At 74.9% G+C, this 22,174-nt stretch carries 14 protein-coding genes; 12 read left to right on the top strand and 2 right to left on the bottom strand.

Annotated elements, in window-relative coordinates; genetic code table 11:
* The first annotated feature begins 279 nt into the window (after positions 1 to 279).
* The 3 genes from ABD353_RS23280 to moeZ all read left to right on the top strand — a co-directional run bounded on the left by ABD353_RS23280 (position 280) and on the right by moeZ (position 2,942).
* On the top strand, positions 280 to 570 hold the full coding sequence (locus tag ABD353_RS23280) for a hypothetical protein (protein WP_344625589.1): 291 nt from the start codon (positions 280 to 282) through the stop codon (positions 568 to 570).
* 80 nt (positions 571 to 650) lie between these two features.
* A complete protein-coding gene (locus ABD353_RS23275; protein ID WP_263103764.1) occupies positions 651 to 1,589 on the top strand; it encodes an NAD-dependent epimerase/dehydratase family protein in 939 nt (312 codons plus the stop codon).
* A 174-nt stretch (positions 1,590 to 1,763) separates the two neighbouring features.
* Positions 1,764 to 2,942: an adenylyltransferase/sulfurtransferase MoeZ gene (gene moeZ, locus ABD353_RS23270; protein WP_344625588.1), complete on the top strand. Its 1,179-nt coding sequence runs from the start codon at positions 1,764 to 1,766 to the stop codon at positions 2,940 to 2,942.
* Between the two features lie 65 nt (positions 2,943 to 3,007).
* On the opposite strand, the gene ABD353_RS23265 is transcribed toward moeZ, so the two are convergent.
* Positions 3,008 to 5,671 carry a flippase-like domain-containing protein gene (locus ABD353_RS23265; RefSeq protein ID WP_344625587.1) on the bottom strand — a complete coding sequence of 888 codons (2,664 nt, stop codon included), beginning with the start codon at positions 5,669 to 5,671 and terminating at the stop codon, positions 3,008 to 3,010.
* A gap of 134 nt (positions 5,672 to 5,805) precedes the next feature.
* Here ABD353_RS23265 and ABD353_RS23260 point away from each other — a divergent pair, with 134 nt between their 5' ends.
* The 4 genes from ABD353_RS23260 to ABD353_RS23245 all read left to right on the top strand — a co-directional run bounded on the left by ABD353_RS23260 (position 5,806) and on the right by ABD353_RS23245 (position 14,311).
* Positions 5,806 to 6,144, top strand: a complete 339-nt coding sequence (locus ABD353_RS23260; protein WP_344625586.1) for an MGMT family protein — start codon at positions 5,806 to 5,808, stop codon at positions 6,142 to 6,144.
* A 187-nt stretch (positions 6,145 to 6,331) separates the two neighbouring features.
* On the top strand, positions 6,332 to 9,610 hold the full coding sequence (locus ABD353_RS23255) for an ATP-dependent helicase (RefSeq protein ID WP_344625585.1): 3,279 nt from the start codon (positions 6,332 to 6,334) through the stop codon (positions 9,608 to 9,610).
* 102 nt (positions 9,611 to 9,712) lie between these two features.
* The gene (locus ABD353_RS23250; RefSeq protein ID WP_344625584.1) at positions 9,713 to 12,919 is read left to right on the top strand and encodes an ATP-dependent helicase; all 3,207 of its coding nucleotides are present in this window, start codon (positions 9,713 to 9,715) and stop codon (positions 12,917 to 12,919) included.
* A gap of 258 nt (positions 12,920 to 13,177) precedes the next feature.
* The gene (locus tag ABD353_RS23245) at positions 13,178 to 14,311 is read left to right on the top strand and encodes a PP2C family protein-serine/threonine phosphatase (protein WP_344625583.1); all 1,134 of its coding nucleotides are present in this window, start codon (positions 13,178 to 13,180) and stop codon (positions 14,309 to 14,311) included.
* 38 nt (positions 14,312 to 14,349) lie between these two features.
* On the opposite strand, the gene ABD353_RS23240 is transcribed toward ABD353_RS23245, so the two are convergent.
* Entirely contained in the window at positions 14,350 to 15,321 is a 972-nt protein-coding gene (locus ABD353_RS23240; RefSeq protein WP_344625582.1) for an endonuclease/exonuclease/phosphatase family protein, read from the bottom strand.
* Between the two features lie 92 nt (positions 15,322 to 15,413).
* Between ABD353_RS23240 and ABD353_RS23235 the strand changes: the two genes are divergently transcribed.
* The 5 genes from ABD353_RS23235 (at position 15,414) to nudC (ending at position 22,144) form a co-directional block, all read left to right on the top strand.
* Positions 15,414 to 16,013 carry a PadR family transcriptional regulator gene (locus tag ABD353_RS23235; RefSeq protein ID WP_344625581.1) on the top strand — a complete coding sequence of 200 codons (600 nt, stop codon included), beginning with the start codon at positions 15,414 to 15,416 and terminating at the stop codon, positions 16,011 to 16,013.
* A 21-nt stretch (positions 16,014 to 16,034) separates the two neighbouring features.
* The gene (locus tag ABD353_RS23230; RefSeq protein ID WP_344625580.1) at positions 16,035 to 16,802 is read left to right on the top strand and encodes an ABC transporter ATP-binding protein; all 768 of its coding nucleotides are present in this window, start codon (positions 16,035 to 16,037) and stop codon (positions 16,800 to 16,802) included.
* A complete protein-coding gene (locus ABD353_RS23225) occupies positions 16,799 to 19,648 on the top strand; it encodes an FtsX-like permease family protein (protein WP_344625579.1) in 2,850 nt (949 codons plus the stop codon). Before ABD353_RS23230 ends, ABD353_RS23225 begins: the two co-directional genes overlap by 4 nt.
* A 117-nt stretch (positions 19,649 to 19,765) precedes the next feature.
* The gene (locus tag ABD353_RS23220; protein ID WP_344625578.1) at positions 19,766 to 21,160 is read left to right on the top strand and encodes a dipeptidase; all 1,395 of its coding nucleotides are present in this window, start codon (positions 19,766 to 19,768) and stop codon (positions 21,158 to 21,160) included.
* Between the two features lie 51 nt (positions 21,161 to 21,211).
* Positions 21,212 to 22,144, top strand: coding sequence for an NAD(+) diphosphatase (nudC, locus tag ABD353_RS23215; RefSeq protein WP_344625577.1), 933 nt, complete (start codon positions 21,212 to 21,214; stop codon positions 22,142 to 22,144).
* Positions 22,145 to 22,174 lie beyond the last annotated feature (30 nt).

The raw sequence follows: 22,174 nt of genomic DNA, 5'->3' as shown, positions 1-22,174 counted from the left end.
CCGCCCTGCCCGCGCTCGCCGCCGTCCCCGCCGACCTCGCCACCCGGCGGCTGCGCGACGCGGCCCGCCGGCACTTCGCCTCCGCACCGACGTTGGCCGAGTACCGGGCCCGGATGCGGCCGCTGCTGCCGGTCGCGGCCGTCGTCCAGCTCGCCGTCGCGGGTACGGCCGCCGCCGTGCTGCCCCTCGCCGCGGACGTGCCGGCCGCCGCCGGGCCGGTGCAGGCCCTGCTGGGCGTCCTGCTGCTGCTCGCCGCCCGCCCCGGGTCCTCCCCCCGCCGTGCTCCCCCGGGCCGCGGCCGTGCCGCCCGCCCCGGGGCCGGTGCAGGCGCTGCTGGCCGCCCTGCTGCTGCTCGCCGCGGTGCTGCTGCGCAGCGGCCGGACGGCGGTGGCGGTGGCCGCCCCGGCCGCGGTCGGCGTCGTGCTGGCGCTGCTCGCGGCCGCCGGGCCGGTGCCGCCGCCGGTGGTGTGCGCCGCGGCGACGGCGCTGCTGGCGCCGTACACCTGGCTGGTCCTCGCCGATCCGCGGACCGGCTGCACGGAGTCCTCGGGCGGCCCGCCGGAGGACTGACGGGCCGCCACCCACGCAATCCGTACGCATTCCGTAGTCCGCCCGGCCCCGCGGCCGGGCCTCGTGGAAGGACACCCCCGATGAGGGTGCTGCTGCTGGGCGCCGACGGCTTCATCGGCCGCCGGGTCGCCGACCGCCTGCTCACCGAGCCCGACCTGCAGGTCACCGTGCTCGGCCGGCGGGACTCGGCCGACATCCGGTTCGACCTGACCGCGGGCAGCCCGGGTGCGCTGTCCCGGTTCCTGGACGCGGTCGCCCCGCAGGTGGTGATCAACTGCGCGGGCGCCACCTACGGCAGCTCGCGGACGCTGATCCGCTCCAACACCCTGGCGGTGGCCACCGTCTGCGAGGCGATCCGGCGCAGCCGCGAGCCCGCCCGGCTGGTGCACATCGGCTCGGCCGCCGAGTACGGGCCCATGCAGCCGGGCGCGCCGATCGGCGAGGGCACCGAGCCCCGGCCGGTCGGGCCGTACGGGGTGTCCAAGCTGGCCGGCACCGAGCTGGTGCTGGCCTCCGGGCTGGACGCCGCGGTGCTGCGGGTCTTCGACGTGGTGGGCCCGGGCGCGCCGCCGGCCTCGCTGTTCGGACGGCTGGCGGACGGCCTGCGGCGGGCGCTCGTCCACGACGAGCTGCAGGTGCGGATGCCGGACCTGTCCGGATACCGGGATTTCGTCGACGTCCGGGACGTCGCGCGGGCCGTCCAGGCGGCCGCGGTCTCGGCGGCCACCGGGGTGATCAACATCGGCAGCGGGCACGCGGTGCGGGCCCGGGACGCGGCGCACCTGCTCGTCCGGGCCTCGGGTTTCGAGGGGATCGTGGCCGAGGACGGCCGGCCGGCGCTGGTGCCGAGCCAGGGCGGGGAGCACCACCGGGTGGGCGAGCCGCGGCCGCTGCCGGAGCCGGTGCCGTGGCGCCAGGCGGACGTCCGGACGGCGCGCGACCGTCTCGGATGGCGGACGCAGGTGCCGCTGGAGGAGTCCCTGGGCGACGTCTGGCTGGAAACCGCCTGCCGGGTCTGAACCGTCCGGAGGCTACCGGATGCCGTGTGACCAGCGGCATCGCGGGAGAACGGGGCAGTCTCGGCATCCGGTGTCGGCCATCTCACATGACGGACCTGCTGTCTCGGAATAGCAGTGGCACGTGACACTGTTGGCACAGCAAAGCCTTATGAACTGACGACCATCGGAGTCCCCGTGTCGCTGCCACCCCTGGTCGAGCCGGCCGCCGAGCTCACCGTCGACGAGGTCCGCCGGTACTCCCGCCACCTGATCATCCCCGACGTGGGCATGGACGGGCAGAAGCGGCTGAAGAACGCCAAGGTGCTCTGCGTCGGCGCGGGCGGCCTCGGTTCGCCCGCCCTGATGTACCTGGCCGCGGCGGGTGTCGGCACCCTCGGCATCGTCGAGTTCGACACGGTGGACGAGTCGAACCTGCAGCGCCAGATCATCCACGGCCAGTCCGACGTGGGCCGCTCCAAGGCCGAGTCCGCCCGTGACTCGGTCAAGGAGATCAACCCCTACGTCGACGTGATCCTGCACGAGGACCGGCTCGACAACTCCAACGTCATGGAGATCTTCTCCGGCTACGACCTGATCGTGGACGGCACCGACAACTTCGCCACCCGCTACCTGGTGAACGACGCCGCGGTGCTGCTCGGCAAGCCGTACGTCTGGGGCTCGATCTACCGCTTCGACGGCCAGGCCAGCGTGTTCTGGGCCGAGCACGGCCCCTGCTACCGCTGCCTCTACCCGGAGGCCCCGCCGCCGGGCATGGTCCCCTCCTGCGCCGAGGGCGGCGTGCTGGGCGTGCTCTGCGCCTCGATCGGCTCGATCCAGGTCACCGAGGCCATCAAGCTGCTCGCCGGTGTCGGCGAGCCGCTGGTCGGCCGGCTGATGATCTACGACGCCCTGGAGATGCAGTACCGCTCGGTGAAGGTCCGCAAGGACCCGAACTGCGCACTCTGCGGCGACGACCCGACCGTCACCGAGCTGATCGACTACGAGGCCTTCTGCGGCGTCGTGTCGGAGGAGGCCCAGGCGGCGGCCGCGGGCTCCACCATCACCTCCAAGCAGCTCAAGGAGTGGCTGGACGACGAGGAGAACATCTTCCTGGTCGACGTCCGCGAGCCCAACGAGTACGAGATCGTCAACATCCCCGGCGCGACGCTGATCCCCAAGGGCGAGTTCCTGATGGGCACCGCGCTGGAGCGGATGCCGCAGGACAAGAAGATCGTGCTGCACTGCAAGACGGGCGTCCGCTCGGCCGAGGTGCTGGCCGTCCTCAAGTCGGCGGGCTTCTCCGACGCCGTCCACCTGGGCGGCGGCGTGATCGGCTGGGTCAACCAGATCGAGCCCGAGAAGCCGGTCTACTAGTCCGGACCGACGGAAGGGCCCGCCCGGCAGCACGCCGGGCGGGCCCTTCCGCACGTCGGGGGCCGTTACAGCGCGCCCCTGCGCTGCAGCACGTTGTACGAGATCCAGCCCGGCAGCACCGGCAGCCAGAAGGTCAGCAGGCGGTACAGGAAGACCGCGGGGGTGGCGGCCGACGGCGGCACGTTGCCGACCGTCAGCGCACCGATCAGGGCGATCTCGACCGGGCCGATGCCGCCCGGGGTGGGGATCGCCGATCCGGCCGCGTTCGCGGTCAGGAAGACCACGGCGACCGCCGAGTAGCTCATCTCACCGCCGAAGGCCCGTACCGAGGCGTACAGGCAGGCGGTGAACGACAGGGTCAGCAGCAGGATGCCGCCGAAGCCGGTGATCAGCTTGGACGGCGTCTGCATCAGGTCGAGCATCCGCGGCACCACGCCGAAGAACAGCGAGCGGACCCGGGTCACCACGAAGCGGCGCAGCGGCGCCACGGCCGCCACCACCAGGGCGAGCACCGCCGCCGACAGCACGCCGATGATCACCGCCCGGGAGGCGCCGAGGTCGCCGTTCTTCTGCGTCCCGGTGATCAGGCCGAAGCTGAACAGCAGCAGCAGGTGCCCGCCGAGGCCGGCCAGCTGGGAGGCGCCGACGCTGGCGACCGCCTGCCCGGAGCGGATCCCGGCCTTCTGCAGGTAACGGGTGTTGAGCGCGATGCCGCCGATGGCGGCGGGCGCGACCAGCTTCACGAAGGAGCCGGCGAGCTGGGCGGCGACCGTCCGCCCGAAGGGCAGCCGCTCCGGGACGAAGCCGGTGAGGCTCATCGCCGCGGCGCCGTAGGTCGCGGCGGCGGCGGCCAGCGCGAGGGCGGCCCAGCCCCAGTCCATCTGGGAGAGCTTGAGCTGGCCCGGCTGGATCGTGGTCAGCGCCAGGTAGGCGGCGAAGGTCAGCGCGATGACCATGATCAGGGTCTTCGGCTTGAGCCGTTCCAGCCTGGCCGGGGCGAGCGGGGCCTCCGGGGCGATCTGCAGGATCTGCCGGCGGATCCGGCTGAGCAGGTCCTCGCCGGCCGCCGCGATGTCCTCCTCGGCCTGCTCCTGGGTGCGCTCGCCGGCGGCCACCTGCTCCAGGGCGAGCGCCTGCGCGGCGGCCTTGCGCTCCTTGGTCATCCGCTGCAGGTCGATCCGGGTCGAGCGGCTCAGTCCGACCGGCTGCAGCAGCGGCAGCGCGGAGGCGACCCGGTCCGCGCCGAGCACCCGGTTGGCGACGTCCACCGAGCGCTCCGGGCCGACCCGCAGCGCGAAGGTGGTGAGCAGCTGGGCGATGTCGATCCGCAGCGTCAGGTCGCCGGCCGCGATGTCGCCGCCGGAGAGGTTCACCAGGCAGCCGGTCTTCTCGTCGACGACCAGCAGGGACTCGCCGGTGAGGCGGCGGTGCGCGATCCGGCGCTCGTGGAGCGCGGCGACGGACTCCCAGAGCGAGGCCATCAGGTCGTCGGTGATCTCGTCGTCGGCGAGCTCGTCGAGGGTGCGGCCGGCCACGTTCTCGTAGACCAGGATCGCGGCGTCCGGGCCGAGCTCGGAGGTGGCGACCAGCTGCGGGGCACGGGCGCCCGAGGCGGCCGCCGCGTAGGCGATCAGCGCCTCCTGCTCCAGCGCCTGGCGCAGCGACTGCGGGCTGCGGCGCACCGCCACCGAACGCAGCCTTATCCGCCGCCACGCCCGGTAGAAGAAGCCGGAGGCCTGCTGCTCGCGGTCGATGATGTGGACGTCCAGCAGCGCGCCCTCGTACTGGGTGACCAGGTAGCGGCGGGTCTCGCCCGGGGCGTCGGGGGCGCGGTGCGCGCCGGACGGGGTGAAGCCGACCTTCCGCAGGCCGATCATCAGGTGCTTGCCGGTGGGCCGGATGTTCGGCGAACCGATCGCGTACAGCGTGCCGTACGCCACCGACCAGCCGATGAGCACGGTGAGCAGCAGCGACAGCGGGGTGGTGTAGCCGCTGATCAGCTCGGTGGCGCCGCTGAGGACGACCACCACCCACAGCGCCACCCGCCAGCGCGGCCGGCTCGACATGCCGACGGCCGTCATGTAGGCGATCACCGGCGCCAGGTAGCCGTGCACCGGGTCGGTGAGCGTCTCGGTGCCGCCGGGCGGCACCTGGGTCAGGGCGTCCCGGATCGCCTGCGGCGCGCCCGCCGCGACCCACCAGTCGATGCCCAGCGAGACGCCGTAGGCCAGCACCGAGGCGAGCACGCCGTCGGCGACCCGCAGGCCGTCCCGCTTGATCAGCCGCTCGACCGCGAAGGCCAGCGGCACCGCGAGCACCGCCACGCTGGAGCCCAGCGCCGCGACGGTCGACAGCATGCCGGGCACCTTGTCGGCGTTGGACGAGATGTCCGTCTCGATGCCGGTGGTGGTCGACACGGCGACCTGGGCGAGCACGAAGACCGCGATGATGCCGAGCACGCCGGCCATGAAGCGCAGCAGGTCGGACGGGCGGTGGGCGCGGGCGGCGAGCAGCGGCTCGTCGACGGCCAGGTGTTCGCCGGTCGGCTCCTCGGACGCGGTCGTCCCACCCCCCGTCCCGTGGCCGTCCTGCGCGTCGTCGTGCCCGTCCTTGCCCGGCGCCTGCCGCTGCGGCGAGACTGTCGGCGGTTCGGGTTCGGGCCCCGCAGACCGGTCGGTGGCGGACTCGTCGGAGCCCTTGTCCACGTTCACGTCTGCCGTCCCGGTCATCTGGTCTCGTCCTCGTATCCCCACGCACTGCCCCGAAGATGCTGCCATGCCGCGGCTCCTCGCGTGGGACAGGGGCCCGATCGGGCGCGGCGGATCGCCCGCAGGGGGCCCAGGAATCGACCGGATGGGGAGAAATGCCGCAGCAGTACGACACCACCTCCGACGACGGTGCGCTGCCGCCGTTCGCCGAGGCCGTGCTCGACCTCACCGAGCGCATCCCGCCCGGCCGGGTCATGACGTACGGGGACGTCGCCGAGTACCTCGGCCAGGGCGGCCCGCGCCAGGTGGGCCGGGTCATGTCACTGTACGGCGGCGGAGTGCCCTGGTGGCGGGTGATCCGGGCGGACGGCCGGCCGCTGCCCGGCCACGAGCACCGCGCCCTGCCCGAGTACCGGGCCGAGGGCACCCCGCTGCGCGAGGTCGGCGGCGAACCCCGGGTCGACCTGCGGCGTGCCCGCTGGGACGGCGGCTGACCCGCGCCGCCGGATCCGCCGAACCGGGTGCGCGGGCGGGGCATGTCGGTGCAGGATCGTAGGCTCGGTGGGGCCGCCCCCGTCCCCGACACCCCCCGCCGGCCCGACACCCGCACGGCCGCCGGCAGGACCGCCCGTCCGACCGGCCGCAGAACCGAAGCTCCGCCGCACGACCGCCTGGACCGCAGTGACCTCCCCTTTCCGCCTGGTGCGCAGCCCGCTCGCACAGCCCGCCCCGCCCGCCCTGGACGAGTTCCAGCGGGCGGTGGCCGAGCATGCCGGCGGGCCGCTGCTGGTCCTCGCCGGACCGGGCACCGGCAAGACCACCACCCTGGTCGAGGCGGTCGCCCGGCGGATCGCCGCCGGCACCGACCCCGACCGCATCCTCGTCCTCACCTTCAGCCGCAAGGCGGCCATGGAGCTCCGCGACCGGATGACCGCCCGGATCGGCGCCGCCGGAGCCGCCCCGCAGGCCACCACCTTCCACTCCTTCTGCTATGCCCTGCTCCGCGAGCACCAGGAGCAGGAGGACGCCGCCGAACCGCTGCGCCTGCTCTCCGGCCCCGAGCAGGACGTCATGGTCCGCGAACTGCTCGCCGGCGGCGCCGAGGACGCCCGCGACGGCACCGGCCGCATCTCCTGGCCGCTCGACCTGCGCGCCTGCCTCACCACCCGCGGCTTCGCCGACGAGGTCCGCGCCGTGCTCGCCCGCAGCCGCGAGCTCGGCCTCGGCGAGGACGAACTGGCCCGCTTCGCCGAGGGCGTCCAGCGGCCCGACTGGGCCGCCGCCGCCCACTTCCTCGCCGACTACCTCGACGTCCTCGACCTGCGCGGCGTCCTCGACTACGCCGAACTCGTCCACCGCGCCGTCCTGCTCGCCGAACGCCCCGAGGCCGCCGAGCAGCTCGCCGCCCGCTACGACGTCGTCTTCGTGGACGAGTACCAGGACACCGACCCCTCCCAGGTGCGGCTGCTGCGCCGGCTCGCCGGCGGCGGCCGCGACCTCGTCGCGGTCGGCGACCCCGACCAGTCGATCTACGCCTTCCGCGGCGCCGACATCAACGGCATCCTCGACTTCCCGGGGACCTTCCGGCAGGCCGACGGCCGGCCCGCCGAGGTCAAGGTGCTGCGGGTCTCCCGCCGCTCCGGCGCCGTCCTGCTCGCCGCCACCCGCGAACTCGCCCGCCGGATGCCGATGGGCCGGCTGCCCGCCGACAAACTCGCCCAGCACCGCGCCCTGCTGCCCTCCCGCGAGGGCGGCCGGGTCGAGGTCTACACCTACCCGACCCCGGGCGCCGAACTCGACTCCGTCGCCGACCTGCTGCGCCGCGCCCACCTGGAGGACGGCGTCCCCTGGGGCGAGATGGCCGTCCTGGTCCGGGCCGGCGCCCGCTCCATCCCCGGCGTCCGGCGCGCCCTCTCCGCCGCCGGCGTGCCCCTGGAGATCGACGGCGACGACCTGCCGCTGCGCGAGGAACCCGCCGTCGCCCCGCTGCTGCTCGCCCTGCGCACCTGCGCCGACCCCCTCGACCGGCTCACCCCCGACCTCGCCCACACCCTGCTCACCGGCCCGCTCGGCGGCCTCGACGGCTCCGACCTGCGCCGGCTCGGCCGCGCCCTGCGCGAGGAGGAACGCGCCGCCCTCCGCGACAGCGGCGAGCAGGCCGCCGTCCGCCCCGCCGAGGAACTCCTCCGCGAGGCCCTCGTCGAGCCCGAGCGGCTCGTCGCCATGGAGCCGGCCGCCGCCCGCCGCGCCCGCGACCTCGGCACCCTGCTGCGCAAGGTCCGCGAACTGCTCGCCGGCGGCGGCAGCGCCGAGGAGGCCCTCTGGCTGCTCTGGGACGGCAGCCGCCGCTGGCGCGAACGCCTGGAACGGGCCGCCCTGCGCGGCGGCGCCGCCGCCCGCAACGCCGACCGCGACCTCGACGCGATCTGCGCGCTCTTCGAGACCGCCGCCCGCGCCGAGGACCAGGCCGCCGGCCACCGCAGCGCCCCCGAGTTCCTGGCCGAACTGGAGGCCCAGGACATCGCCGCCGACACCCTCACCGTGCGCACCGTCCGCCCCGAGGCCGTCCGGCTGATGACCGCCCACCGCTCCAAGGGCCTGGAGTGGCGCCTCGTCGTCGTCGCCGGCGTCCAAGAGGGCCTGTGGCCCGACCTCCGCCGCCGCGGCTCCCTGCTGGAGGCCGACCGGATCGGCCGCGACGGCCTCGCCGAACCGCTCTCCCCGGCCGCCCTCCTCGGCGAGGAACGCCGCCTCTTCTACACCGCCGCCACCCGCGCCAAGGACCGGCTGATCGTCACCGCCGTCAAGGCCCCCGCCGAGGACGGCGACGAACCCTCCCGCTTCCTGCGCGAGCTCTACCGCGAGGAGCTCGACCCGCGCACCGGCAAGGTCCGCTCCCGCACCCCGCAGGTCACCGTCGCCGACATCACCCACCGCCCGCGCCGCCCGCTGGCCGTCGCCGCACTCGTCGCCGAACTCCGGGCCGTCACCGTCGACCCGGCCCGCCCGCCCGCGCTGCGCCGCGCCGCCGCCGAACGCCTAGCCCGGCTCGCCGAGGCCACCGACGAGGACGGCGCCCCGCTCGTCCCCGCCGCCCACCCCGACCGCTGGTGGGGCCTGCACGACCAGACCGCCGCCCCCGACCCGCTGCGCTCCCCGGACACCCCCGTCCGGCTCTCCGGCAGCGGCCTCGAACAACTCGACAGCTGCGCCCTCCAGTGGTTCCTCGACAAGGACGTCCGGGCCGCCGGCACCGCCAGCGCCGCCCAGGGCTTCGGCAACGTCCTGCACGCCCTCGCCGACGAGGTCGGCTCCGGCCGCACCCCCGCCGACCTCGCCGTCCTCATGGAACGCCTCGACACCGTCTGGGACGCCCTCGCCTTCGACGCCCCCTGGAAGTCCCACCAGGAGAAGACCGAGGCCCGGGCCGCCCTCGAACGCTTCCTGCACTGGCACGTCCTCGAACGCGGCCGCACCACCGTCGCCACCGAACACGGCTTCGACCTCACCCTCACCGTCGGCGGCGTCGCCGTCCGCATCCGCGGCTCCATGGACCGCATCGAGCAGGACGCCGGCGGCCGCGCCTACGTCGTCGACTTCAAGACCGGCAAGCAGATCCCCACCGAGAAGTCCCTCCCCGAGCACAAGCAGCTCGCCGTCTACCAGCTCGCCGTCCGCAACGGCGCCCTCGACGGGCTGCCCGGCGTCCCCGAGGGGATCGCCTCCGGCGGGGCCGAACTCGTCCACCTCCGCGAGCCCGGCAAGACCGACAAGGAAGCCCCCAAGGTCCAGCAGCAGGCCCCGCCCGACGGCGAACCCTGGATCGAGAACCTGCTCGCCGACGCCGCCGGCCGCGTCCTCGCCGAACGCTTCGTCCCCACCCAGGGGGACGGCTGCGGCCGCTGCGCCTTCCGCAGCAGCTGCTCCGCCCAACGCGACGGCCGCCAACTGATCGACTGAGCCGGGGGCGGAACTGCGCAGCCCCTGGTCGGGGTGACCACTCAGGGTGCTGCTCCCCGAGCGCCGGTACGGGATGTCGGCGGGGCCGGTTAGCGTTGGGGGGTGCGTTCCGTGCTCGACGACCCCGGCCAGTTGAAGGAACTGCTCGGCATTCCGTTCAACGCCGAGCAGATGCAGGCCATCGGTGCCCCGCTGGAGCCCGCCGTGATCGTGGCCGGCGCGGGCTCCGGCAAGACGACGGTGATGGCCGCCCGGGTGGTGTGGCTGGTCGGCTCGGGGGCGGTCGCGCCGGAGCAGGTGCTCGGCCTGACCTTCACCAACAAGGCGGCCGGTGAGCTCGCGGAGCGCGTCCGCACCGCCCTCCTCCGCGCCCGCGTCCTCGACCCGGACGACACCGAGTCCCTCGGCGAGCCGGAGATCTCGACGTACCACGCCTTCGCCGGCCGGCTGCTGAAGGAGCACGGCCTGCGCCTGGGCATAGAGCCGGACGTCCGGCTGCTCGCGGACGCGACCCGCTTCCAGCTGGCGGCCAAGGTGCTGCGTTCCGCCCGAGGCCCGTTCCCGGCGCTCACCGGCACCTTCTCGGCGCTGGTCGCCGACCTGATCGCGCTGGACTCCGAACTCGCCGAGCACCTGGTGCAGCCCGAGCGGCTGCGCGCCTGGGACGAGGAGCTGCTGGACGGCCTGGCGACGGCGAAGCTGACCAACGAGGACCTGCGGGCCGTCCCGAAGGCCGCCCGGGCCCGCCAGGAGCTGCTGCACCTGGTGGAGGACTACCGGCGCCGCAAGCGGGCCGGCGGCCTGATGGACTTCGGCGACCAGATAGCCGCCTCGGCCCGGCTGGCGCAGGAGCGCCCGGAGGTGGGCCGGCTGCTGCGCGAGCAGTACCGGGTGGTGCTGCTCGACGAGTACCAGGACACCTCGGTGGCGCAGCGGCTGATGCTGGCCGGCCTGTTCGGCGCGGACGGCGGCGGCAGCGGCCACCCGGTGACCGCGGTCGGCGACCCCTGCCAGGCGATCTACGGCTGGCGCGGCGCCTCGGTGGCCAACCTGGACGACTTCCCGGTGCACTTCCCGCGCGAGGACGGCACCGCCTCGGCCCGCTACGCGCTGAGCGAGAACCGCCGCAGCGGCGGCCGGCTGCTGGCCTTCGCCAACCACCTGGCGGCCGACCTGCGGGCCATGCACGAGGGCGTGGAGGCGCTGCGCCCGGCCCCGGGGGCTGAGGCGGACGGCTTCGTGCGCTGCGCGCTGCTGCCGACGCACGCCGAGGAGATCGACTGGCTGGCCGACCGGATCGCGCACCTGGTGCGCACCGGGACGGCGCCCGGCCGGATCGCGGTGCTCTGCCGGGGCGGTGCGGCCTTCCCCGACGTGCACGCGGCGCTGGTGGCCCGGGAGGTGCCGGTCGAGGTGGTGGGCCTCGGCGGGCTGCTGCAGCTGCCCGAGGTGGCGGACCTGGTGGCGGTCTGCGAGGTGCTGCAGGACCCGACGGCGAACGCCGCGCTGGTGCGGCTGCTGATCGGTCCGCGCTGGCGGATCGGCCCCCGCGACCTGGCGCTGCTGGGCCGCCGCGCCGCCGAGCTGGTGCGCACCGAGCGGCTGCAGGGCGATGCGCTGGCCGCGGCGGTGGCGGGCACCGACCCGACCGAGGTGGTGTCGCTGGCCGACGCGCTGGAGACCTTCCTGGAGGCGGAGCAGCCCGACGAGCTGCCGTTCTCGCCGGAGGCCCGGGTGCGGTTCGCCCGGCTGGCGCGGGAGGTCCGGGAGCTGCGGCGGGCGCTGGCCGAGCCGCTGATGGACGTGCTGCACCGGGTCCTCGCGGTGACCGGCCTGGAGGTCGAGCTGTCGGCCTCGCCGCACGCGCTGGCCGCCCGCCGCCGGGAGACGCTGCATGGCTTCCTGGACATCGCGGCCGGCTTCGCCGACCTGGACGGCGACCCGGGGCTCTCCGCCTTCCTGGCCTTCCTGCGGGCGGCGCAGGAGTACGAGCGGGGGCTGGACGCCGGGCTGCCCGGCGGCGAGGACACCGTGAAGGTGCTGACCGCGCACAAGTCCAAGGGCCTGGAGTGGGACGTCGTCGCGGTGCCGGGCCTGGTGAAGGGCGGCTTCCCGTCCGGCCAGGGCCGCGAGCGCTGGACGAGCACCCGCCGGGTGCTGCCGCACGCACTGCGCGGCGACGCCGACACGCTGCCCGGCGACCCGCCGTGGACGGCCAAGGGCATGGGTCTGTTCAAGAAGGAGATGGCCCACCACTCGGCGGTGGAGGAGCTGCGGCTCGGCTACGTCGCCTTCACCCGCCCCCGGGAGCTGCTGCTCGCCTCCGGGCACTGGTGGGGGCCGAACCAGAAGCGCCGCCGCGGCCCGTCGGACTTCCTGGTCGAGCTGCGCGAGCACTGCGCGTCGCCGGGCAACGGCGAGGTCGAGGCGTGGGCGGAGGAGCCCCTGCCGGAGGCGGAGAACCCGGCGCTGGCCCGCTCGCTGGAGACGCCCTGGCCGCTGCCGCTGGACGCGGCCGCCCAGCGGGCCCGCCGCCGGGTGGCCGAGGTCGTCCGGCACCGGCTCGCCGGGGTGCCGCCGGCCGAGCCCGAGGAGATGGCCCCGGAGGACGCCCGGCTCGTCGCCTCCTGGGACCGGGACCTGGACGCACTGCTCGGCGAGCTGGCCCGGGCCAGGCGCTCCGTGCGCGAAGTGCCGCTGCCCGCCTCGCTCTCGGCCTCGCAGGTGATGCGGCTGGCCGCCGACCCGGACGGCTTCGCCAGGGAGCTCGCCCGGCCGATGCCCCGGCCGCCGCAGCCGGCCGCCCGCCGCGGCACGCGCTTCCACAGCTGGGTGCAGTCCCGCTTCGAGACCGAGGAACTGCTGCTCCTGGAGCCGGACGCGCTGCCCGGCGCCGACGAGGACGGCATCGAGGACGAGCGCGACCTCGCCGGGCTCAAGGAGGCGTTCCTGCGCAGCCCGTACGCGGACCGGGTGCCGTACCGGATCGAGGCGCCGTTCCAGCTGCTGCTGGCGGGACGCGTGGTGCGCGGCCGGATCGACGCGGTCTACCGGGAGCGTGACGGTGGCTCAGGGTCACCGCACCCCTGGCGCTACGAAGTGGTCGACTGGAAGACCCACCGCGAGGAGACCGCGGACCCCCTGCAGCTCGCCATCTACCGGCTGGCCTGGGCCGAGCGGGCGGGCGTCGAGCCGGAGCAGGTCAGTGCGGCGTTCCTGTACGTCCGCAGCGGCCGGGTCGTCAGACCCGCAGGACTTCCTGACCGAAAAGAGTTGACCAGGCTCCTGATCGGGAATAGTGAAGAATGAGTCACGCAGAGCATTCAAGCCGTCACGGGATCGTGCGAAATCTGTGCACTGTGCACTTTTCGCACCTATTGTGGGGTCGGTAACCGGTCAACCCCGTACTCCGGCCGCATACGGGGGCCACAGCCCCCTGACCCTCCGTCATCACCGCAGGTGTCCCCTGGCACCGGCCACCTTCTGCTGGAGAGACCGACGTTGAGCGCGACCGGATGGATCAGAGACCGGCTCGCGGGGCCCACCCCGGGGGCAGACCCAGGCACGGTGACGGGCACCTGGCCGAGAACCGCACTGGCGCTGCCGTTCATCGGCATGGCGCTGGTGGTCTCCCTGGACTTCTTCAGCAACACCGAGGTGACGGTCGAGCCCGCGCTCACCGCCGTCCCGGCGCTCGCCGCCGTCGTCAGCCGGCGCACCTGGTACCCGCTGCTCATCGGCGTGCTGACCGAGCTGGCCGCCTTCCTGATGGCCGGCTACAACGACGTGCTCGGCGAGTCGGTGCACAGCGCGACCGTCTTCGCGATCGCCCTGGTCGCCGGCATCGGCTGGGTCTCCACCACGCTGAGGCTCCGCCAGGAGCTCGCCCTCGCCGAGGCCCAGCTCGTCGCCGAGATCGCCCGCCGGGTGCTGCTGCGGCCCGTCCCCGACCGGGTCGGCAGCGTCCGCGCCGCCGTGCACTACGCGGCGGCGCACGCGCACGCGTCGATCGGCGGCGACCTCTACGAGGTGGTCAACACCCGGCACGGGGTGCGCGCGGTGGTCGGCGACGTCCGCGGCAAGGGCCTCGCCGCCGTGGAGACCGCCGCCGCGGTGCTCGGCGCCTTCCGCGAGGCCGCCCACCAGGAGGCCTCGCTGGACCGGGTCGCCGGCTGGCTCGCCGTCAGCCTCGACCGCGCCCTGCACGAGAACGACCACCCCGGCATCGAGGAGGAGTTCGTCACCCTCGTGCTGATCGGGATCCGCTCCGACGGCACCGCGGAGGTCGTCAACTGCGGACACCCCGCACCCGTCCTGCTGCGCGCCGGCGAGGGCGTCGCCCTGCTGGAGCCCGCCGAACCCGTCCCGCCGCTCGGCGTGCTCGACCCGGCGGACGTCCGGCCGCCCGTGCAGCGGCTGCCGCTGCGGCCCGGCGACCGGGTGCTGCTCTACACCGACGGCGTGATCGAGGCCCGGGACGGCGGCGGAGCGTTCTACCCGCTCACCGACCGGCTGCCGCACTGCGCGACCGGGTGCCCGGTCGAGGTGCTGCGGAACGTGCACCAGGACGTGGTGCGGCACGTCGGGCACAAGCTCGGGGACGACGCGGCGATGCTCCTCCTCCAGTACGAGCCGGTCGGCCCGCACCTCCCCGTCCAGGGCGGCCGCCCCATGCTCGCCAAGGGCTCGGGGCGGGTCTAGTACCCCAGGGGGCAGCACCCCTGAGGTGCTGGTGCCTTCTACAGGTCGACCTCGACGACGAGGGGGCGGTGGTCGGAGACGGTGGTGCGGGGGGCTGCGGCGGGGCCGACGGCGGTGCGGGGGACGCCGACGGCGAGGACGTGGTCGAACTGCACGGCCGGCTTGTGGGACGGGTAGGTGGGGGTGCGCGCCAGGTCGTACCAGCCCTGCGGGCGGGGCCGCGGCTCGCGGACCCGGCGCCGCCGGCCGCCGTCCTGTTCGAGCCGGGTGCGGCGGGCGGCCCGGGCCTCGCGGACCCGTTCCCGGGCGGTGGTGCGGTCCAGTGCGGCGGCCCCGCCGAGCACCGTCCGCGGGACGGCCCCGATCAGGTTGAAGTCGCCGAGCACCAGGTAGGGCCGGGGCAGGTCGGCGATCCAGCGGCGGATCGCGGCCAGCTGCGAGACGTTCCAGCCGGGCACGAAGGACAGGTGCGCGGCGACCACGGTGAACGGCCCGTGCCGGCCCTCGAGCACGGCGGCCAGCGCGGCCCGCGGCTCGTCCGGGACGGGGGTCAGCCCGCGGCGTCCGGCGACCCGCAGCGGCAGGCCGAACGGTGCCGGGGCGAACCGGCGGGCCCGCCAGTGCCGGACCGGAAGGCGGGTCAGCAGGGCGGTGCCGTAGGAGGGCAGGCCGGTGGCGGTGTCCACCTCGGCGGGGCCGTAGACCTGCAGCGAGGTCATCGCCGGGTCGGTCAGCCAGCCGGCCAGCGGTGCGGGTCGGCCGTGCAGGGCGGCGGCGAAGCGCCAGTCGGCGGCGCCCATCGCCTTGGCGGCGACGGCGGCCTGGTCGACCAGGCCGGAGCGCTCCTGGTGGCGGTCGACCTCCTGCAGGGCGAGGACGTCCGCGTCGAGTTCGGCGATCGCGTCGCCGAGCGGGGCGCCGGGCTCGGCCGGGTAGGGCAGCGGCGCCCCGTCGACGGCGAGCGGCTGACCGTGGAGCAGGTTGAAGGTGGCGATGCGCAGCTGGCTCACATCCCCGACCGTACCCGCTGTCCGGCCCCGGACCGCCCGGTCGGGGCGGCGGGGCTTGAGGCTCCGGGGCATACCGGGTATACATACTCGGTATGTCGATCCGTCATGGTCTCCTCGCCCTCCTCGACCAGGGCCCCCGGTACGGCTACCAGCTGCGCTCCGAGTTCGAGGCCCGCACCGGTGCGACCTGGCCGCTGAACGTCGGCCAGGTGTACACCACGCTGGGGCGCCTGGAGCGCGACGGGCTCGTGGAGCCCGCCGGAGAGGACGACGAGGGCCACCTCTTCTACGCCGTCACCGAGGCAGGACGCACGGAACTGCGCCAGTGGTTCGACTCCCCGGTGCCCCGGACCAATCCGCCCCGCGACGAACTCGCGATCAAGCTGGCGATGGCCGTCGGCGTCCCCGGCGTCGACGTCCAGGCCGTGGTGCAGTCCCAGCGCCGACACAGCATGAAGGCGCTGCAGGACTACACCCGGCTCAAGGCCCAGGCGCTCACCGCGGGCGAGCAGCAGAACGACCTCGCCTGGCTGCTCGTCCTGGAGCAGCTGATCTTCCAGACCGAGGCGGAGATCCGCTGGCTGGACCACTGCGAGAGCCGTCTCGCCCAGCACGCCTCCCGATCCGTCCCGGCGCCCGCACCCGCGCCGCCCGCCACCACCACGGGCCGGTCGCGCCGGTCCCGCATCTGACCCACCACAGCAGGGGGAAGCATGAGCACCACCCACACCGAACCGCGGCCGCCCGTGCTGCACCTCGACCAGGTCAGCCGCGTGCACGGCCACGGCGCCGCCGAGGTGCACGCCCTGCGCGGCGTCGAACTGGTCGTCCACCCCGGCGAGCTGGTCGCCGTGATGGGCCCCTCCGGCTCCGGCAAGTCCACCCTGCTGACCCTGGCCGGCGGACTGGACAGCCCCACCTCCGGTCGCGTGCTGGTCGAGGGCGCCGTGCTCGGCGAGCTCTCCCGCAAGCAGCAGGCCCAGGTCCGGCGCCGTTCGGTCGGGTACGTCTTCCAGGACTACAACCTGATCCCGGCGCTCACCGCCGCCGAGAACATCTCCCTCCCGCGCGAGCTCGACGGCGTCTCCGGCCGGACGGCCCGCCGCGAGGCGCTCGCCGCACTGGAGGAGCTCGGCATCCCCGAGCTCGCCGACCGCTTCCCCGACGACATGTCCGGCGGCCAGCAGCAGCGCGTCGCCATCGCCCGCGCCCTGATCGGCGATCGCCGCCTCGTCCTCGCCGACGAGCCCACCGGCGCCCTCGACTCCACCACCGGCGAGGCCGTCCTCGCCGTGCTGCGCGCCCGCTGCGACGCCGGCGCCGCCGCCATGATGGTCACCCACGAGGCCCGGCACGCCGCCTGGGCGGACCGCGTGGTCTTCCTGCGCGACGGCCGGCTGGTCGACCAGAGCGTCAGCCGCGACGCGGCGAGCCTGCTGGTCGCCGCCGCCACCAACAGCGTGAAGGGGCCGGGCGAGTGAGCCTCCGTTCCTGGCGGGCCGCGATGCGGATAGCCCGCCGCGACGCCATGCGGGCCAAGGGCCGCAGCGCCCTCGTCCTCGCCATGATCGCCCTGCCGGTGCTCGGCGTGGCCGGTGCCGACGTGATGTACCGCAGCGGCGAGCTGGAGCCCGGCGAGCAGGCCGTCCGCGTGATGGGCACCGCCGACGGACTGCTGCACTCCTTCGGCCGCGGCACGATCGTGCTCCAGCCGCCGAACGCCGAGGAGGGCGGCTGGGGCGCCCCGGTGGAGGAGGGCAAGAAGCCCACCGCCGAGCAGGTCCGCAGCGCGAAGACCGATCCCGCGGTCCTCGCCGGGGAACTGCTGCCGCCGGGCACCGTGCTCGTCCCCTTCCCGACGGGCGAGAACGCCTCCGCCACCAGCAAGGAGGGCCGCCTCGGCGTCGACACCACCGAGGCCGACCTGACCGACCCGATCTGGCGCGGCCGGCTGAACGTCGTCGAGGGCCGGGCCCCGAGCGGCGCGCACGAGATCGCCGCCACCCGCACCTTCCTCGACAAGTCCGGGCTGCACGTCGGCGACCGCACCGTGCTGCACGGCCTGGACGGCACGCCCTTCCACATCACCGCCGTCGCCGAGTTCCCCGGCGAGCTCGGGGCCGTCACCCTGATCGGCCGCCCGGGCGAGCTCGTCGCCCCGCTGCACGCCGCCAACCGCGGTGCCGACCGGAGCGACCGCTTCGGCGGCGACCGCTGGCTCGTCAAGCTGCCGCACGGCGCCGTCCTCGACTGGCCGAAGGTCCTGGAGCTCAACAAGTACGGCCTCGGGCTGACGTCGCGCACCGTGCTCATGGACCCGCCGCCGCGCGCCCAGGTGCCCTACTACGTCGACATGGACCAGCACGGCTTCGGGGGCGTCGACACGGTCGGCCTGGTCGTCGTCGGCACCGTCGTCGGCATGGCGCTGCTGGAGATCGTGCTGCTCGCCGGCCCCGCCTTCGCGGTCGGCGCCCGCCGCTCGCGCCGCCAGCTCGGCCTGCTCGCCGCCGGCGGCGGAGACCGCTCGCACATCCGGGCCGTGGTGCTCGGCGGCGGCCTGGTGCTCGGCCTGGCCGGCGCCGTGGTCGGTGTCGTCCTCGCCGTCGCCACCGTCGCGGTGCTCCGCCCGTGGGCGGAGGAGGCCGCCGGACAGCGCTTCGGCCACCTCGACCTGCAGCCGCTGGACCTGCTCTGCATCGCCCTGATCGGCCTGGTCACCGGCCTGCTCGCGGCGGTCGTCCCGGCCTTCCAGGCCGCCCGGACGGACGTCGTCGAGGCGCTCACCGGCCGCGGCTCCGTCCGGCCCCCGAGCCGCAAGCTCGCCGTCGTCGGCCTGGTGGTGGTCGGCATCGGTGCCGCGCTCGCCCTGCTCGGCACCTTCACCGGCGCCGCCGGCCGCACCCTCGGCACCCTCGGCGGATCGGCGCTCGCCGAACTCGGCATGATCGCCTGCACCCCGATGCTGGTCGGCCTGTTCGGCCGGCTCGGCCGCCACCTGCCGCTCAGCCCCCGCCTCGCGCTGCGCGACGCCGTCCGCCACCGCGGCCGCACCGCCCCCGCCGTCGCCGCCGTGATGGCCGCGGTCGCCGGCTCCGTCGCGGTCGGCATCTACACCGCCAGCTCCGACCTGGAGCAGCGGCAGCAGTACCGGGCCGAACTGCCCGCCGGGTCCGTCCGGCTGATGGCGGACCAGGGTCCGGGCACCGTCACGGCCGACCTGACCGCCCTGCGCTCCGCCGTCGAGCGGTCCATCCCCGACATCGGCCCGCGCGCCGACCCGCTGTCCACCCAGTACGGCAGCAACTGCCAGCAGCGGTCCTGCGGCTGGGTCGAGGTGTCCGTCCCCAAGGAACTGCGCTGCCCGGTCCGGGACCCGGACGTCGAAGGCGGCAGCATGTCGACCGACGAGGTCCAGCGGATCCTCCGCGAGGACCGGCGCTGCGCCGACGAGCCGACCTACGGCAGCATGGCCGGCTACGTCCCGGCCGGCGACGCGACCGTGCTGCACAACATGTTCGGCGTGCGGGACACGGCCGCCGAGCAGGCGCTCGCCGAGGGCAGGGCGGTGGTCTTCGACCGGAAGCTGATCAAGGACGGGAAGATCACCCTCGACCTGACGGTGGAGCCGACGGAGACCAAGGAGGACGTCCTCAGCCCCGCGCCGAGCGGCAAGCCCACCGTGCACCACGTCACCGTCGACGCCGTCTACACCGCGCCGGAGACGCCGGCCGCCCAGGCGCTGGTCAGCCCGGAGACCGCCAAGCGGCTCGGCCTGAGCACCCGTCCGGCCGGCAGCGTCTGGCGGCCGGCCGCGGCGCCCTCCGACGGCGCGGAGCAGAAGGCGTCCGCCGCGGTGGCCAAGCTGGACGACGGCGTCGCCGTCACGGTCGAGCGCGGCTACCGCTCGCAGCAGACCCTCACCGGGCTCGCCCTGACCGGCTTCGCCGGCGTGGTCGCCCTCGGCGCCGCCGGCATCGCGACCGGCCTCGCCGCCGCCGACTCGCAGCGCGACCTGGCCACCCTGGCCGCGGTCGGTGCCACCGGCGGCATCCGGCGCCGGCTGTCCGGCTTCCAGTGCGGGGTGATCGCCGCGATGGGCACCGTGCTCGGCACGGTCTGCGGCGTGATCCCGGCGGTCGCCCTGCGCAAGATGGAGGCGTCCGCGGTCTACAGCTCGCAGTACGGGATGATCAAGCCCGCCCACGCCGTGATCGCCTTCCCGTGGACGGACCTCGCGGTCACCCTGGTCGGCCTGCCGCTGCTGGCCGTGGGGCTGGCGATGCTGTTCACCCGCTCCCGGCTGGTGCTCGGCCGCCGCACCGCCTGACCCGCCCCCACCCCGGTCACCTCCCGCCCCGTCCGGCGCGGGAGGTGACCGAGGTTACGGGCGGCTGCTGCACCGGGGCGGGGCGCGCACCCGTCCGGGCGAACTAAAGTCGTCCGTATGACGAAAACCCCGGACAGCGTCGTCCGCTCCTACATCGACGAGCACGAGCCCGCATTCCTGCGGGAACTCTCCGACTGGCTGAGCATCCCCTCCGTCTCCGCCGACCCGGACCGGGCCGGCGACGTCCGCCGCTCGGCCGAGTGGCTGGCCGGGGCGCTGCGCAGCACCGGCTTCCCGGTGGCCGAGGTGTGGGAGACCGACGGGCTGCCCGCGGTGTTCGCCGAGTGGCCCTCCGGGGACGCGTCCGCGCCGACCGTGCTGATCTACGGGCACCACGACGTGCAGCCGGCCACGAAGGAGGACGGCTGGGAGACCGAGCCGTTCACCCCGACCGTGGTCGGCCGGCGGCTGTTCGCCCGCGGCGCGGCCGACGACAAGGGCCAGGTCTTCTTCCACACCCTCGGGGTGCGCGCCCACCTCGCCGCCACCGGCCGCACCGCCCCCGCGGTCAACCTCAAGCTGCTGATCGAGGGCGAGGAGGAGTCCGGCTCGCCGAACTTCGCCGCCCTGGTGCGCCGCGAGGCCGAGCGGCTCGCCGCCGACGTGGTGGTCATCTCGGACACCGGCATGTGGTCCGAGACCCAGCCGACCGTCTGCACCGGCATGCGCGGCCTGGCCGACTGTCAGATCGACTTCTTCGGCCCGGACACCGACATCCACTCCGGCTCGTTCGGCGGCGCCGTGCCCAACCCGGCCGAGGTGGCCGCCTCGCTGGCCGCCGCCCTGCACGACGCGGACCGCAGGGTCGCCGTCCCCGGCTTCTACGACGGCGTGGTCGAGCTGACCGACCGCGAGCGCGAGCTCTTCGCCGAGCTGCCCTTCGACGAGGCGCAGTGGCTGCGGGTCGCCAAGTCGTACGGCACCCAGGGCGAGGCCGGCTACTCCACCCTGGAGCGGATCTGGGCCCGTCCGACGGCCGAGGTCAACGGCGTCTGGGGCGGCTACACCGGGCCCGGCGGCAAGACGATCGTGCCGTCCGAGGCCCACCTCAAGCTCTCCTTCCGGCTGGTCGCCGGCCAGGAGGTGGAGAAGGTCCGGGAGGCCGTGCGCGCCTGGGTGGCCGAGCAGGTGCCGGAGGGCATCCGCTACGAGATCGCGTTCCCCGGCGCGACCCGGCCCTGCCTGACGCCGCTGGACCACCCGGCGCTGCAGGCGGTCGTCCGGGCCATGGGCCGGGCCTTCGAGCAGAAGGTCCTGTTCACCCGGGAGGGCGGCTCCGGCCCCGCCGCGGACCTGCAGGACGTGCTCGGGGCGCCGGTGCTGTTCCTGGGCATCTCGGTGCCCTCGGACGGCTGGCACTCCGTCAACGAGAAGGTGGAGCTGGACCTGCTGCGCAAGGGCGTCGAGACCTCGGCGTACCTGTGGGGCGAGCTGGCCGGGACCCGGCCGTGAGCCGGGTGACGACGATCCGGAAGATGCGACTTCGAACGGGGATGGACCGAGTTGAGCAGCGCGTCTGACACCAGGCACCTCGCCCTGGCCCGCGCCGGGGTGGACCGTGCCGCGCACCACCGGTTCGACGAGCCGTGGCTGGCCGCGGCCTGGAGCCACCCGACCACCAAGGTGCTGCCGATCGCCGGCGGCGAGGCCTTCGTGGTCGACACCGAGCTCGGCAGCGAGCTCGTCCTGATGCCCTCGTTCGAGGCGCCGGACACCGGGGACCGCTTCTACCTCGGCACCGACGAGGACGGCGTCTCCTACTTCGCGCTGGCCGGCGAGAGCCTGCCGGGCCGGCTGGACGGCGACGCCCGCCCGGCCGGGCTGCGCGAGGTCGGCGCCTCGCTCTCGGACCGGGACGCCGGGCTGCTGGTGCACGCCGTCGCCCTGGAGCACTGGCACCGGCTGCACAGCTTCTGCTCGCGCTGCGGCCACCGCACCGAGAAGGCCGGCGCCGGGCACGTCCGCCGGTGCACCTCCTGCGCGGCCGAGCACTACCCGCGCACCGACCCGGCGGTGATCATGCTGATCACCGACGAGCAGGACCGCTGCCTGCTGGGGCGTCAGGCGATCTGGCCGGAGGGCCGCTGGTCCACGCTGGCCGGCTTCGTCGAGCCGGGCGAGTCGATCGAGCAGGCGGTCGCCCGCGAGGTCTTCGAGGAGGCCGGCGTGCGGGTGTCCGACGTCGAGTACGTGGCGAGCCAGCCCTGGCCGTTCCCGTCCAGCCTGATGCTGGGCTTCGTCGGCCGGGCCGACCCGGCCGGCACCGCGATCACCGTGGACGGCGAGGAACTCGCCGAGGCCCGTTGGTTCTCCCGCGAGGAGCTGGCGGCGGGCATGGCGGCGGGCGAGATCCTGCCGCCGTCCGGGATCTCGATCGCCCGGCACCTGGTCGAGCTCTGGTACGGCGAGCCGCTGCCGGCGGCGGCCCGCTGGTAGGGCGAGGGCCCGGGTGACGTGCCCGGGTGA

Source organism: Kitasatospora arboriphila (assembly GCF_039528095.1).
Taxonomy (GTDB): Bacteria; Actinomycetota; Actinomycetes; order Streptomycetales; family Streptomycetaceae; genus Kitasatospora; species Kitasatospora arboriphila.
The sequence above is the reverse complement of the archived record's forward strand: the minus strand, read 5'-3'. Positions and strand labels throughout refer to the sequence as shown.